This is a genomic window from Microbacterium sp. MYb54 (assembly GCF_002979515.1).
Taxonomy (GTDB): Bacteria; Actinomycetota; Actinomycetes; order Actinomycetales; family Microbacteriaceae; genus Microbacterium.
This window is the reverse complement of record NZ_PCPA01000005.1, coordinates 75,615-89,803: the sequence shown is the minus strand read 5'-3', so window position 1 is coordinate 89,803 and position 14,189 is coordinate 75,615. Positions and strand designations below refer to the sequence as shown.

Genomic DNA, 14,189 nt, shown 5'->3' with positions numbered 1-14,189 from the left:
TCTGTCCGCATTGGTTTCTACTCTCATCCCATGAACGAATCCCTCATCGAGACCGAAGGCCTGACCAAGGTCTTCACCGTCAAGAAGACGCCGGTGCATGCCGTGACCGACGTCTCCTTCACCGCCGTCCGCGGCGAGCTCGTCGCCTTCCTCGGACCGAACGGCGCCGGCAAGTCGACCACGCTGCGGATGCTCACCACCCTCATCCCGCCCACCTCGGGGCGCGCGAAGGTCGTCGGGCACGACATCCGCACCGACGCGGCAGGGGTCCGTGCCCGCATCGGCTACGTCGGACAGCTCACGAGCGGCAGCTTCTCGCAGCGGGTGCGTGACGAGCTGCTGAGTCAGGGCGCGTTCTACGGGATGTCCCGACGGGACAGTGTGCGACGGGCCGACGAACTGATCGAGTCGCTCGATCTCGCATCCTTCGCGACCCGGAGCGTGCAGCAGTTGAGCGGCGGGCAGAAGCACCGACTCGACATCGCGCTCGGGCTCATGCACGCACCGCCCCTCATCTTCCTCGACGAGCCCTCCACCGGACTCGACCCGCAGAGCCGTGCGAACCTCTGGGAGCACATCCTCGACCTCCGCACCCAGCACGGCACCACGGTCTTCCTCACCACGCACTACCTGGAAGAGGCCGACCGCTACGCCGAACGCGTGATGGTCATGGACAAGGGCCGCATCATCGCCGACGACGACGCCGCCTCCCTCAAAGCGACGCTCGCCGGCGACGTGCTGACCTTCGGATTCGCGGATGCCGTCGAGGCGGCGAGCGCCCGCGCCGTGGTCGCTCGGCTCAGCTCCGCCGAGGTCGCCGTCGATGACGCCTCGGTCTCGGTCGCGGTGCAGGACGGCGACCGGCTGCTGCCCGTGATCGTGCGCGAGCTCGACGCCGCGGGCATCCTCGTCCGTCGCGCAACCGGTGTTCCACCCACGCTCGACGACGTCTTCCTCGCCCTCACCGGGCGCACGCTGCGCGAAGCCGGGGAAGGAGCGGATGCCGCGGGCGAAGCATCCGGATCCGCCGCCCCTGCCGACACCCGCACCGCTTCCGAGAACAGCACGACAGGAGTCCTCTCATGATCACCAACGACACGCTCGTTCGCCCGAATCTCGCGCGCGACACCAGGAACGTACTGACCCGCGAACTCAAGCCCGTGCTGCGCGACCCGTTCACGCTGATCTTCAGCCTGTTGCAGCCGCTCATCTTCCTCGGGTTGTTCGCGCCCCTGCTGATCGGCGACTCGGGTCGGCCGGCCGGCGAGACGCTCGCCTGGTTCGTACCGGGTGTGCTGGTGATGATCGTGCTGTTCGGGACCGGGTCGACCGGGTCGAACCTGCAGTACGAGATGATGACCGGCTCGCACGAGCGCACCCTGGTCGCCCCGCTCGCCCGTTCTTCACTGCTGGTCGGACGCGCCCTCAAGGAGATCGCGCCGATCGTCGTGCAGGCGCTCGTGATCGTGCTGATCGCCTGGCCGTTCGGGTTCGCGGCCGACATCCCGGGTCTGCTCATCGGCCTGGCACTGCTGGCCGTGTTCGGGGTGGGCCTCGGCTCACTGTCGTACTCGCTCGCACTGGCGACGAAGGACCGGGAGTGGCTGTTCTGGGGCGTGCAGCAGTCGCTGATCTTCCCGCTGCTGATCCTCTCCGGCATGCTGCTGCCGCTGGACGCAGCCCCCGAATGGATGCAGGCCGTCGCCTCGGTCAACCCCGTGAACTGGGTGGTTCAGGCCGAGCGCGCGCTGTTCGCCGGCGACCTGGGAGATGTGACCGTGCTCTGGGGCTGGGTCTCGGCACTCGCGGTCGCTGTGGTCGGCCTGATCGTCGGAGTACGTGCGATCCGTCGCAGCAGCTGAGCTCTGCGGAGGTGCGCCGCTGGGTCGAAAGCCCAGCGGCGCACCCGCTCAGCGCCGGATGGAGTCGTGGAACGGGTTCGGCTCGAGCGTGAAGTCGGTCGCGGCGTCCGACCAGGTGCCACCATCCGATGGCTCCCTGCGTCGACGCAGTGCGGCGAGTGCCCGCGTCGCCGGAGAGCCCACCGCGAGCGCCAGGGACCCCTGTACCGTGCGATCCTCTGCGCCGAGCACACTCGCCCGATGCCAGGCCTCGTGCAGCGATCCGCCTCGGGCGGCAGGCACCCGTCTGGCGGGCAGCGCCCCCGAGCGTCGCAGGGCGACGAGCTGCTCGACCCGCTCCCACCACGTCGATTCCGCCTCGGGGTGGAAGTAGTTGTCGCGGAGCCAGTCGGGATGCGGATGCCGGAACCTCCCCGCGACGACCTCGCTGCGACCGCCGAGCAGGCCGCTTCCCACGAACACCGTGTTCAGCAGGCTCTTGCTCACCCCGAAGGAGTCGAGCGCGATCACGGGCACACCGACGGCCGTGGCCTCGATCGCGGCGGTGGAGCTCACCGTCACGAGACCGGCCGCCCGCTCCAGTACGGTCGCCATCGAGTCGTACGAGAAGACGAGGTTCTTCGGAAGGCGCGAGGGCAGCAGCCCCGCATACGGCTCGCGTTCGAGGTGCGTCTCCGACTCCCCCGGCCGCGACCGCAGCTTCACCACCACGCGGCGTCCGGGCTCGGCTTCGGCGGCCCGGACGAGCATGGCTGCGATCTCGGCGCGTTCCTCCCTCGCGACGGGGACGAGGGCCTGTGCGGCGAAGACGATGTCGGTCGCCGCGGGCCGCACGGGTGCCGTCGGCGCCGGTCGTTCGGCGACAGCCACACCGCCACGACCTCCGACCACCGCATCGACGCGGGCGCGTTCGGGTGACAGCATCCGCTGCCTCCTCCTGGCGAACGGCAGAGTTGCGAGCGCCACGGGCGTCTGCACGCCGATCCGGCGGCCGAGCTCCTCGAAGGCCCGCACCTCACGGTGCGAGTGCACCACCAGCAGGTCGGTGTGCCGACGGTAGTCGAGAGCCCCCCGCTGTGCGGGGACAGCCATGCCCGGCAGACCCGAGACCGTGACCGGCCGATGCTCCAGCGAGTCGATCACGCGCCCCATCAGCCGCACGAACGGCCCCCGTCCGGCGAGCAGCACCACATCAGGACGCTGCCCGGCCAGCCAGCCGGCCGCCTCCGGGAAACCGATGCGGGTGACCTCTTCGCTCCGGAGCGCCGTTCCCGCGAGCGCTGTGCGCTGCTGTTCGATGCTCGCTGTGAGCGGCGTGCGCACCAGCAGCAGGTGCGGGCGGAGCCCCGGTACGGATCCCAGCAGCGATGCCGCCCACTTCACGAAGGAGTCGGCGTCCGCGATGGCAACGACGCGGATGCCGGAGGCCCGGGTCATGCGGGGACGCGGCGCAGCTTCGCCATCGGCGCCCGCTCGCTGTCGAACACCCGCTTGACACCGTCGCCGGTCGCGCGCTCGATCACGCGGATGTCGCGCACCAGGTACTCAAGTCCCGTCGGCTCGAGCGATGCTGCGTGGTCGGAGCCCCACATCGTGCGGTCCAGCGTGATGTGACGCTCGACCGCGACCGCGCCGATGGCCACGGCGGCGAGCGAGATCTGGAGACCGCGCTCATGCCCCGAGTAGCCGACAGGCACGCCGGGGTAGCGGTCGCGCAGGGTCGCGATCACCCGCAGGTTCGCCTCCTCGGGCTCCAGCGGGTAGGTCGAAGTCGCGTGCATGAGCACGACGCGATCGGTGCCGAGTGTGTCGAGAGCCCGGTCGATCTGCTCGATGGTCGACATGCCGGTGGAGAGGATGACGGGCTTGCCGGTCTCGCGCAGGGCGACCAGCAGCTCGGTGTCGGTGAGGCTGGCCGAGGCGACCTTGTGCGCCACGACATTGAGCTCTTCCAGGAAGTGGACGCTGGGAACGTCCCACGGCGAGGCGAACCAGTCCAGACCCAGCATCGTGGCGTGGTCGCCGATCTCGACGTACTCGTCACGACCGAACTCGACGCGGCGACGGTAGTCGAGGTAGCTCATGACACCCCAGGGCGTCTCGCGCGGAACGTCGCGCATGTGCTCCGGCGTGGAGATCTCCGGCGTGCGCTTCTGGAACTTCACGGCATCGGCACCGGCACGGGCCGCGACGTCGATGAGCTTCTTCGCGATGTCGACATCGCCGTTGTGATTCAGGCCGATCTCCGCGATGACGTAGGCAGGACGCCCGCCGCCGATCACTCGTGAGCCGATGCTGACAGTCATGATTCCTCCGGTGTTCGAGCGTTGGTGCTACCCCTCCCTCCTGGATACGGGCCGAGGATGAACACCGGGCGACCGCCGGGTTACCGGCATCGGTCAGCTCGACAACACCCGTTCGATCAACTCCCGCACCGCACCCTCTCCGCCTCGGCGACGAAGCACGACGCGGGCCTCTTCGATCACCAGCGGATGCGCGTTCGCCACCGCGACCGGCCACCCCACGATCCGCATCGCCGGCAGGTCGTTGACGTCGTTGCCGAGATAGGCGATGTCGGCGAGCGGCACCGCGTTGTCCCGCGCCCAGTTGCGCAGCGCCTTCTCCTTGTCGTCGATGCCGTGCAGCACGGGCACCCTGAGCTTGTCGGCACGAGCGCGCACCACCGGGTTGACCTCGGTCGAGAGGATCAGCAGGGGAACACCGGCTCGGCGCAGCAGAGCGACCCCCATCCCGTCTTCCCGACTGACCCGCACCCGTTCGCCACCGTCGGCATCGATGATCGCCGTGTCATCGGTGTGCACCCCGTCGAAGTCGGTCACTACCGCGCGCACCGGGATGGGTCCTGGCACCTCGTGCAGGGCCGCGAGCGCTCGGGCGACCCTGAGCTGATCCGCATCGTCGATCTCGATCGCCGTCCACTCCGGCACCGACGCGATCCGGATCCTGCCGAAGAAGCGATGCCTGCTCTCACGGAAGCCCGCGGCGCGGAACACATAGAACGCCCCGGTCTCGAGGTGGTGCGGCTCACGGTCTTGCCGCCTCGGTCGGTGCGCTGCCTCGTGATTGATCGCGATCGCGTCGCCGTCTTCACCTTCCCGCCACAGGAACCCGTAGGTCTCGTGGGCCGCGAACACGCTGTCGGCCCGATCGGCGCGAATCTCCTCCACCGCGACAGTGAGCGCATCGCTCGGGATGAACGGTGAGGTCGCCTGCAGGAAGGCCACGATCTCGACCTTTTCCCCGGTCTCCTCGAGTTCATCCAGCGCGTGCAGGATCGCGCTCTCCGAGGTCGCGGTGTCGCCTGCGAGCTCGGCGGGGCGGCGGATGACACGGGCCCCCGCGCCCGTCGCCACCGTGGCGATCTCGTCATCGTCGGTCGAGACCACGACCAGGTCGATGCCCGATGCCGCAGCCGCAGCGCGAACGGCGCGCTCGACCAGCGGCACCCCGCCGACGCGCTGGAGGTTCTTGCGCGGCACCTGCTTCGATCCGCCGCGCGCCGGAATGATCGCCACCGTGAGGGGTCGCTGCTCGTTCATGGTCCACATCCTCGTCATCGTCCGCGTATCGCCCGCCAGGCGCGCCATGCTCGTTCGGCACGTCGTCGCACTCCGAGGCCGGTGAGTCGCCACTCCTCGATTCTGCTGACCCCTCCGGCAGGACGGAGTCTGCGACGCAGGGCATTCTCCGGCGGTGCGCCCGGCAGTCGGAGCTGAGCGAGCCGCCGAGGCGTGAAATAGCGATCCCGTTCCGCCGGGTCCAGATCGTGCAGCAGCTCCTCGGCTCGACCCCGCAGGTGGCCGGCGATCTCGGGCTGCATCGCATAGCCGACGGCGTCCACCAGCAGCTGCAGCCGCGCGGGATCGGAGTACGGGGACCGGTCGCGAGTGAGGGCATCGACCAGGGTCACGGGAATCCGGTTGCTGTTCTCGAACGGAGTCAGTGCTGCGAGTACCGCGTCGTTCCCCGTCGAACCGATCGTGCGCCCGAAGAGCGTTCGCGCGGTCGGCAGCGCCGTGGAGAACCCTGCGACCACCGCCACCGCGTCGAGGCGTTCCGCGAGCAGTTCCGCGATGAGCGGGCCGCGATACTCGATGAAGTCGATGCCGTGCGCGAGCGCCCGCGCCCGAACCTCCGCGGTCACCAGCGGTGGCGCCGCGGGGTGCGGTTTGAAGACGATGCGCTGCGGCGACCACTGTGCCGCGTGATCGATCAGCAGCCCCTGGTGCTCGATCTCCTGAGCGGGCGTCATCAGACCGAGCGCAGACAGATACTGGCCGAGCACGAGCACGCTCGATACGTCATCGTGTGCGGGTCCTGGCCCTGCGGTGGCGGTCTCCCCCAGCGTCTCAGCGAACGAAGCCGGAGGCACCGACACGATCTCCACATCGGGCGCTCCGACGAGAGGACGCACACCCGGAACGACGTCGACGTGCACGACCCGCTCGATACGTGCCGTGACCGGATACGGCATCCGCACCCGCATCGGCGAGTACGTCATGAGTCCGTCACCGACGATCGTGATCCGCGCCTGCGAGAAGATCTCCATCAGGGTGCGCGCCGGTGCGACCTGCGGACTCTGCACGAACAGCTGGAGATCGCGCGGGTCAAGGCCCCACGCGCGCACGAGCAGCCGCTCGAGCATCGGAAGGTCGGCGGCGGCCGGTTTCCACGAGCTCGGATGCAGCGGGCCGAGCAGGGCTTCCAGCGGTTCGATGCGGTCGAACCGTGCGCGCAGCGAGTGCAGTGCGGGATCCTCCGAGATGCCGACAGCCGTCTCCGGTACGCGCGACGATGTGAACGGCACCAGTATCCGCTCCTCGCTGCGATCGAGCACGCCGGCATCGAGCGCAGCCGCGGCTGTGGCGAGCCCATACGCACTGTGCAGGGCGAAGACCTGAGTCATGCGCCACGTCCCGCCTGGCGGAGGATCCGCGCGAGAACCCGGCGCCGAGGGCCGTCGAGACGCATCAGCGCTGAGGACACATCAGCGGCGGGGAGCGCGCGAAGCATGTCCCGGATACCCGCCCTCATCTCGACACGCAGTCGCGGGGGCATCCGACGTGCACGCACGAGGTGGTGGGAGCTGAGCGCGAGCGCGGACCACACGACCTTGGGCAGGAAGCGCTCAGCCTCACGATCCTGCTCGACCATCGCGATGACCTCGTTCATAGCGCGCGCGAAGTCGAGCTGTCTGCGATCGCGCACCTGAGTGAGCGAGGTGGCGACCCCCCGTCGGTAGAGCAGAGCAGGTGCATCCACGACCGCGAAAGACTCGGCCTGCAGATGCAGCCGCCAGATCCACGGTCGATCCTCTGCCGTGAACAGTCCCTCGGGAAACTCGGCGAGACCGCGGTCGATGACTCGTCGGTGGAAGATGCCGGCCCAGGCGAACGGGTAGTCGACCATCGTCGGCTCATCATCGGGGAGGATCACTTCTCTCGGCGACTCCACACGATCGCGCCACGGGTGCGGCGCACGCACCAGCGTGCGTCGGGTGCCGGTGACCTTGACATGGTCGGTGCGCAAGAAGTCGCAGTCGAGCTCCCGCAACCGTTTCGCCAGCACGTCGAGCCGCCTCGGCTGCATCCAGTCGTCGCCGTCCACGAAGCAGAAGGCATCACCCTCGACGTGCGCGAGGCCCTGGTTGCGGGCGCTCGCGAGGCCGCGGGCGACTGGATTCCGAACGAACTCGGAGATCGGAAAGCGCTCGGCATACTGACGCATGATCGTGCCGGTGTCATCGCGGGAGCCGTCATCGATCGCCACGAGTTTGATCGCTCGGGCATCGTCGAACTGTCGAGTGAGCGTCTCGAGCGTCGTACCGATGTATTCGCCGGCGTCCTTGGCAGGCAGGATGACGGTGACGAGGGGTGTGCGCACGGGACTCCCGGAGACAGACGGTGTCCGGGAATGGTGCCAGGCGATCGTTGACGGATGTCGACGCGCAGGTGAACGTCGGGTGTCCGCGGCGACGGCGAAAGAATCGGCACTGAGGTGTGGTCCCGCACCCGAACGGAACCACACCTCCCAGTGCTTCGCACTGCCGAACGTCAGACGTTCGGGACGCGAGATCGCAGATACGACCCCGCCTGCCACGTGGCCTGCTGACCCCCATCAGCCGACCCCGAGACGTTTTTCGTCGTCGCGCTCACTCCCCAGAGATGAACGCGACGCCACAGTAACATGATACATGCCAGCATGACGGAGCCTGCGAGTACGCCGAGTCCGCCGTCGACGATCAGGATTCCGGTTCGCCCCTTCGCTGTTCATCGACGACGATGGGAGCATGCTCTGGCCCTTCGGATCGACCTGGCGCCCGGTGCGGCAGAAGCGTCGTGACACCGTGGACCTGCGGTGGCTCAGCGCCCGCACCTGGACCAGACGCTGGTATCCGCAGGGCATCGACCTGGGCGAGTGGCGCGGACGACGCACCCTCGCAGTGAGCTGGTTCCGCCAGGAGCTCTCCGGAGTGCACCTCGCCTCGCGCGTGACGCTCATCGACCTGGAGCGCTCCCGCCATCTCGACGTCCTCCTCGCAGTCGCCGATGATTCCGACGAGCTGCAGCCGGCCACGATCCACGCCGGCGGTCTCGCCTGGTTCGGCGACCGGCTGTTCGCCGCAGCGACCGGCCGCGGCATCTGGGAGTTCGATCTCTCCGACATCCGAGAGGTGCGCGGCGCACTGGCCCAGCGACTCGCGGGCGGGAGCGGTCGCGGCCGTCGCACCACAGCCCTCGTCGCCGTGCGCACCCGCGTGCACCCGATCGCCCTGCGCTGCTCGTATCTCGGGCGAGTGTTCGACGGCGACGGCGACCCCCTCCACCGAGTGCTCATCGGCGAGCACCGCCCCGACGGGAGCGGTCGGATCGGCGAGTTCTCGATCCCCGCAGGCGACGACGACGATTTCGTCGAGGTCGACCGCTTCTCTCCCGACATCGCGAGCATGCAGGGAGCCGTCCGCTGGGGTGATCGCTACTTCGTGTCGCAGTCCGATCATCTGCGTCCTGGCACGCTCTGGAGCGGCGGACGCACAACCCTGGAAAAGGATGGCATCCCGCTCCCGGTCGGGTGCGAAGATCTGGCGCTCGACCCCGATGCCGAGCTGCTCTGGTCCCTCGGCGAGCACCCCTGGCGACGCGTCGTCCGCGGCATCCCCTTCGCCCGTCTCGGCATCCGCGACGGTGGCCCTCCGCGGCGAACGTAGACTGGAGGAGTGAAGAAGCCCGCGCCTTTCCTCGTCTACACCGTGCTGCGGCTGCTGGCGTTCCTCGTCCCGCTCGCCATCCTCTGGATCTTCCCGATCTTCCGTGAGTTCTGGTGGCTCGCCGCGATCTTCGCCGCCCTCATCGGCATGAGCATCTCGATGCTGTTCCTGCGCACGCCCCTCACCGACGCCTCCGCCCGGTTGCAGGAGCGCCGCGAGAGCCGCTCATCCGCCGGTCAGGCCGACGCCGATGCCGAAGACCAGGCGGTAGACGACGCGTCCGAGTCCGTCGACGGCGACCCCAAGGCCTGAGCGCGTCAGACCCGGTCAGGCCACGAACGCCCAGAACAGGGCGCCCGCATACAGCAGCGACGTCAGTGACGTGAGCGCGAGCGCGGTCACCAGTTCCTTCGGCTGGCGGTAGGACCAGACGATCGCGATGGCCGGAAGCCCCGCGAGCAGCGCCAGCAGTGAGATCCAGGCGATCGGGAACGCCAGCGCCAGGAATGCGGCGATGCCGAACGGCGCGAGCACGAACAGCGTGAACAGCACCTGGGTGGCTCTGCGCCCGATCAGCACGGTCAGTGTGCGCTTGCCGACCTCGCGGTCCTGGTCGATGTCGCGAAGATTGTTGGCGAGCAGCACGGCGCAGGCGAAGAGGCCGGCGGCGATCGCACCGAGCCAGGCCTGCTGCGGCAAGGCGAAGATCTGCACCCACGTGGTGCCGAGCGTGGCGACGAGTCCGAAGAACACGAACACGAAGACCTCGCCGAGGCCGTAGTAGCCGTAGGGCCGCTTGCCTCCGGTGTAGAACCAGGCGGCGACGATGCACGCGGCGCCGACGGCGAGCATCCACCACTGTCCGGTGCGCACCACGATCGCGAGCCCCACGAGCGCGGCGAGCGCGAAGAAGACCAGTCCGATCACGAGTACGGTGCGCGGGTTCACGCGACCAGATGCCGTGAGGCGTGCGGGTCCCACGCGGTGCGCGTCGGTACCGCGGACGCCGTCGCTGTAGTCGTTGGTGAAGTTCACGCCGATCTGCAGCAGCACCGCGACGGCGAGGCAGGCGAGCGCGATGACCCAGTGGAACTCGGGGCCGGTGCTGCGCGCGGCTCCCGTGCCGATGATGACCGGTGCGATCGCGAGCGGCAGGGTGCGCAGACGCGCGGCCCCGATCCAGTCGCCGGCCGTCGCCGGGCCCGCTTCGACGACCGGACGCCTCGCCGGGTTGCCGCTGGTACGGGCCGGGGTGCGCTTCGCGCTCTGGGTCTTCTTCTTGCGCTGGGAGGATGCTGCCACGCAGGGAATCCTACTGGCCGCGGCGATGCCCGACCTCAGCGAGACCGACGATCAGGGGTTCGGGTTGCTGTCCTTGCCGTCGAGCCAGAGCGTGTCGGACGGGTCGCCGTGCGCTCCGCCCTTGCCGACGTGCTTGTCGCTGATCTGCGGTCCCTTCGTGATCACGTGCACTAGTGCCATCGCGTGTCCCTGCCCCAGCTGGTAGTCCTCCTTGAGCCACGCGACGATGGGCGTCGCCTTGGTCGTCTGGTCGAACCCCTTCTCGGTGGCGAGCTCGATGAACTGCCGCGGGGTGAGGCCGGTCTTGGTCTCGATGTTGTCGAGGTATGCCTGGAAGGACATGGTGCTCCTGGTGCTCAGTCCTCGTCGAGGAACGTCTGGATGATGGTGGCGGAGGCGTGGATGCCGATGATCTTGAGGACCCCGTCACCCACGTTGGTGAAGCGGTGCGGGATGAACGCGGGGCCGGTGGCGGTGTCTCCCGCTCCGGCGACGAAAGTCTCCTCGCCCACGGTGATGGAGGCAACGCCTTCGATCACGACCCAGGTCTCAGGATAGGGATGCCAGTGCAGCCCCGGGCCTTCCCCCGGCTGGTTCTCGACGAAGAAGTACGAGACCGCGGCACCGTGCTCGGCCCCGACGAATCTGCGGCTACGGCCAGTGCCGATGCGGATGTCAGCGCCGGCGACGACCCCGAAGGCGGGCGATGTGCTGTTCATGGCTCCAGTCTCGACAGCCTCGCGTGCAGTCCCTAGAGTTTCGATGTGGATCGAAAGTCCAGCCCGATCGAGGGTGTCGAGCACCCTGACCATCGCGTCGAGTTCCATCTGAGCCCGGGCGACGTCGAGGCGGTGCGGTTCGGCATCTCCCCGGGCCACGAGCTGGCGCACGCCGTGCGGGTGCTGCGACGACCGACTGCGCATCCACTGCAATGGGGATGGCTGCGCGCCGTGCGAGACCGCCTGCCCCGAGAGCACTTCGCCCTGCTCGCGACCGTGATCGGTGACGACGGCTATCTGCCCGACTTCCTCACGACCGCGCCTCGATGGGATCTGACACCCGAGACCGAGCTCGACGAGCTGCGGGGCGCACGCCTCGAACCGATGCGGGTCGACCTGGGGAAGATGATCCTGCGTTCGACCGGAGCCCGACAACGGGCGCTGCGCGAGATGCAGGATCACCCGGAGCGCGCCCGCGAGATGATCGCCGACGCCTGGGCTGCGGTGTGGGACGCGGTGCTCGACCCGGTGTGGCCGCAGCTCGATCGTCTGCTGCGTGCCGACATCGCGGTCCGCGCCCGCATGATCGCGAGCACGGGCATCGCGGGAATGGCCGGCGACCTGCATCGCCAGGTGACCTGGAGCGAGGGCGCCGTCCGCGTCTCGCTGCGCCGCCACAGCGAACAGGTCGACTGCCGCGGCAGCGGACTGGTGCTGGTCCCCTCCGTGATGTCGTCGTGGGGCTGCATGGTGCTCACCGAGCCACCGGCGCAGCCGACACTCTTCTATCCGGCCCGCGGGGTCACCGCAGGCTGGGCCCGTGATGCCACCGCCATCGCCGACGCTCTCGGCGCACTGCTGGGACCTGCCCGCGCCGGCATCCTGCTCCGCGCCGGCACCGCACGCACGACGTCGCAGGTCGCGCACGACGCGGGCATCGCCGTGTCCACGGCGTCGCATCATCTCGGGGTGCTGCGAGGGGCCGGGCTGATCGACAGCGAACGCAAAGGCACCAGGATGCTGCACCTGCGCACCCCGCTGGGCGAGGCGATGGTCGGCGCTGTCCTCTGACGGTAGGGCGGGAAGCTACTCGACCGCAGCCACGGGGATGATCGGCCGGTGCTCGTAGTAGGTCTGCAGCACCACGGTCGTGCGGGTGCTGACGTTCGCGGCGAGACGCACGTCGCGCACGAGCGCCTCGAGCGCACGCGGAGAAGCGACGCGGACGAAGAGCATGTAACTCGCGTCGCCGGCGATGGAGTGGCAGGCCTCGATCGCGTCGAGGTGCTCGAGCAGCTCGGGGGCGTTGTCGGGCTGGGCCGGGTCGAGCGGGGTGATCTCGATGAAGGCCGAGAGCGGGGTGCCCACCTGCTCGGGGTCGAGGATCGCCTGATACCCGGAGATGACGCCCCTCGTCTCCAGCCGGCGCAGACGCGACTGCACCGCCGACACCGACAGACCGACGGCATCCGACAGCTGAGAGAGCGTGGCGCGGCCGTCACGGGAGATCGCGGTCAGGATCGCGCGGTCGACAGAGTCATCCATAGCTGTAAGATTATCGTCAGGATTCCGTATATGCCGGAATCTTTCCGTCAAACTCTCCGATCGGAGGTCCCGATGTCCCTTCTTTCCGCCAACAGTTCCGCTGTCCAGGCCATCGTCGGCGAACCCGAGGTCGTCGAGGACGCATCGATCGCCGAGCAGTCCGCCGCCTGGGCGCAGCTCAAAGACGCGGCGATCGCGATCCGCGAGATGCAGATCAAAGACGGCTCGATCCCGGATGCCGCGCACCACTCCGCCGCGCGCGCGCTCGTCGGTGCGATAACTGCCGCGATCCGCGCGCTCGCCCCCGCCTTCCCGCACGACGCCGAGTACCTCGCCGCCTCGGTGGTCGACTTCGACCGCTGGGCCGCCTCGGACTTCGGCGTACCGGACTTCCTCGACTCGCTGATGGCCTTCCAGCCGCAGCAGCACCGCGTCGACGGCATCCGCCACCTCGTGGTCTTCCCGATGTATACGCAGAACGGTTCGAGCGAGCGCCTGGTCGAGGCGCTGATCGTCGAGACGATCTGGCCGGAGTTCATCGCGGCACTCGAAGCAGGCGACTACGGCAACAAGCTGTTCGTCTCGCTGCGTCTGGTCGACTTCACGCCCGGCTACGACACGAACTCGGCCGTGCTGTTCCCCGAGACCGTCGCGATGCGCGAGATCCCGTCCTTCACGTGGGGCGCGATCTTCCAGGACCGCGAGGCCGCCCGGTACCGCCGAGTGACCCGTGCCGCCGCCGAGATCACCAACCTCGACTTGCCGGAGCGCGCAGCCGCGATGCTCGACGATCAGCAGATGGCCGAGAAGACCTTCGTCATGTGGGACATCATCCACGACCGCACGCACATGCGCGGCGATCTGCCGTTCGATCCGTTCATGATCAAGCAGCGGATGCCGTTCTTCCTCTACTCGCTGGAGGAGATGCGCTGCGACATGACGGCGTTCCGCGAGTCGGTGAAGATCGAGCGTGCCCTCGCAGCGCGCATCGAGGCCGGCGAAGAGCTCACCGAGATCGAGCAGGAGACGCACGACTACGCGCACCTCGTGCAGTACGCAGTGATCTTCGACCGCATCTTCCGCTTCTCGATCACGGGCACCCGCACGCGCAACTACGACGCGGTCGGCGGACAGCTGCTGTTCGCCTGGCTCCACCAGCGCGGCGTGCTGCACTGGACCGACACCGCCCTCGCGTTCGACTGGGACAACGTGCCGGACGCCGTGGTGGCTCTGGGAGATGCGATCGACGACCTGTACTGGCACTCGATCGACCGCCCCAAGGTCGCGCACTGGCTCGCCGCCTACGAGCTCGTCCGCGGCACCCTCACCCCGCACCCGGCATCGCAGTGGGCCCGGGGCCTGTCCGACGAGATCCTCGCCGGCGCGCCGAAGGGCTACACGGACGCCGTGATGGATGACGAGTTCCCGCTGTCGATGTTCTTCGAGACCCTCGACAAGAAGATGAAGCCGGTCATCGAATCGACCGTCGGCATCCGCGGCACGGACGACTGATGACCACGCGCGCACAGCGCG

The 14,189-nt window shown here is 68.6% G+C and carries 15 protein-coding genes; 6 read left to right on the top strand and 9 right to left on the bottom strand.

The genetic code is table 11. From position 1 onward, the window contains the following. Positions 1–30: 30 nt before the first annotated feature. Positions 31–1,086 carry an ABC transporter ATP-binding protein gene (locus CQ040_RS07405; protein WP_105526259.1) on the top strand — a complete coding sequence of 352 codons (1,056 nt, stop codon included), beginning with the start codon at positions 31–33 and terminating at the stop codon, positions 1,084–1,086. Continuing rightward, positions 1,083–1,862 (top strand): ABC transporter permease, encoded by a 780-nt coding sequence (locus CQ040_RS07400; RefSeq protein ID WP_105526260.1) that lies wholly within the window; start codon positions 1,083–1,085, stop codon positions 1,860–1,862. The genes CQ040_RS07405 and CQ040_RS07400 overlap by 4 nt, the downstream gene beginning before the upstream one ends. A 48-nt stretch (positions 1,863–1,910) precedes the next feature. On the opposite strand, the gene CQ040_RS07395 is transcribed toward CQ040_RS07400, so the two are convergent. From CQ040_RS07395 to CQ040_RS07375, 5 genes are all read right to left on the bottom strand, one after another. After that, positions 1,911–3,299 carry a DUF6716 putative glycosyltransferase gene (locus CQ040_RS07395; RefSeq protein WP_105526261.1) on the bottom strand — a complete coding sequence of 463 codons (1,389 nt, stop codon included), beginning with the start codon at positions 3,297–3,299 and terminating at the stop codon, positions 1,911–1,913. Further along, a complete protein-coding gene (locus tag CQ040_RS07390) occupies positions 3,296–4,168 on the bottom strand; it encodes an N-acetylneuraminate synthase family protein (RefSeq protein WP_105712397.1) in 873 nt (290 codons plus the stop codon). The genes CQ040_RS07395 and CQ040_RS07390 overlap by 4 nt, the downstream gene beginning before the upstream one ends. 93 nt (positions 4,169–4,261) lie before the next feature. Beyond that, complete coding sequence (locus CQ040_RS07385; RefSeq protein WP_105712399.1) at positions 4,262–5,422, bottom strand: acylneuraminate cytidylyltransferase; 1,161 nt, start codon at positions 5,420–5,422, stop codon at positions 4,262–4,264. Positions 5,423–5,436: 14 nt separating this feature from the next. Further along, on the bottom strand, positions 5,437–6,789 hold the full coding sequence (locus CQ040_RS07380) for a polysialyltransferase family glycosyltransferase (protein WP_105526262.1): 1,353 nt from the start codon (positions 6,787–6,789) through the stop codon (positions 5,437–5,439). Then, positions 6,786–7,766: a glycosyltransferase family 2 protein gene (locus CQ040_RS07375; protein WP_105526263.1), complete on the bottom strand. Its 981-nt coding sequence runs from the start codon at positions 7,764–7,766 to the stop codon at positions 6,786–6,788. The genes CQ040_RS07380 and CQ040_RS07375 overlap by 4 nt, the downstream gene beginning before the upstream one ends. Positions 7,767–8,172: 406 nt before the next feature. Here CQ040_RS07375 and CQ040_RS07370 point away from each other — a divergent pair, with 406 nt between their 5' ends. Both CQ040_RS07370 and CQ040_RS07365 read left to right on the top strand, forming a co-directional pair. After that, entirely contained in the window at positions 8,173–9,090 is a 918-nt protein-coding gene (locus CQ040_RS07370; RefSeq protein WP_105526264.1) for a hypothetical protein, read from the top strand. Positions 9,091–9,099: 9 nt separating this feature from the next. Then, positions 9,100–9,402 carry a DUF4229 domain-containing protein gene (locus CQ040_RS07365; RefSeq protein ID WP_028502524.1) on the top strand — a complete coding sequence of 101 codons (303 nt, stop codon included), beginning with the start codon at positions 9,100–9,102 and terminating at the stop codon, positions 9,400–9,402. Positions 9,403–9,417: 15 nt separating this feature from the next. On the opposite strand, the gene CQ040_RS07360 is transcribed toward CQ040_RS07365, so the two are convergent. Genes CQ040_RS07360 through CQ040_RS07350 form a run of 3 tightly spaced genes read right to left on the bottom strand, consistent with a single transcriptional unit; the run spans position 9,418 to position 11,111 of the window. Continuing rightward, positions 9,418–10,392 carry a 1,4-dihydroxy-2-naphthoate polyprenyltransferase gene (locus tag CQ040_RS07360; RefSeq protein WP_105526265.1) on the bottom strand — a complete coding sequence of 325 codons (975 nt, stop codon included), beginning with the start codon at positions 10,390–10,392 and terminating at the stop codon, positions 9,418–9,420. A 51-nt stretch (positions 10,393–10,443) separates the two neighbouring features. Further along, a complete protein-coding gene (locus CQ040_RS07355; protein ID WP_105526266.1) occupies positions 10,444–10,734 on the bottom strand; it encodes a DUF4287 domain-containing protein in 291 nt (96 codons plus the stop codon). 14 nt (positions 10,735–10,748) lie between these two features. Beyond that, positions 10,749–11,111: a cupin domain-containing protein gene (locus CQ040_RS07350; protein ID WP_105526267.1), complete on the bottom strand. Its 363-nt coding sequence runs from the start codon at positions 11,109–11,111 to the stop codon at positions 10,749–10,751. Positions 11,112–11,156: 45 nt separating this feature from the next. Here CQ040_RS07350 and CQ040_RS07345 point away from each other — a divergent pair, with 45 nt between their 5' ends. Then, complete coding sequence (locus CQ040_RS07345) at positions 11,157–12,182, top strand: DUF5937 family protein (RefSeq protein WP_105526268.1); 1,026 nt, start codon at positions 11,157–11,159, stop codon at positions 12,180–12,182. 15 nt (positions 12,183–12,197) lie between these two features. On the opposite strand, the gene CQ040_RS07340 is transcribed toward CQ040_RS07345, so the two are convergent. After that, on the bottom strand, positions 12,198–12,656 hold the full coding sequence (locus tag CQ040_RS07340) for an Lrp/AsnC family transcriptional regulator (protein WP_028502529.1): 459 nt from the start codon (positions 12,654–12,656) through the stop codon (positions 12,198–12,200). A gap of 72 nt (positions 12,657–12,728) precedes the next feature. Between CQ040_RS07340 and CQ040_RS07335 the strand changes: the two genes are divergently transcribed. Continuing rightward, the gene (locus CQ040_RS07335; RefSeq protein WP_105526269.1) at positions 12,729–14,168 is read left to right on the top strand and encodes a DUF6421 family protein; all 1,440 of its coding nucleotides are present in this window, start codon (positions 12,729–12,731) and stop codon (positions 14,166–14,168) included. Positions 14,169–14,189: the final 21 nt, after the last annotated feature.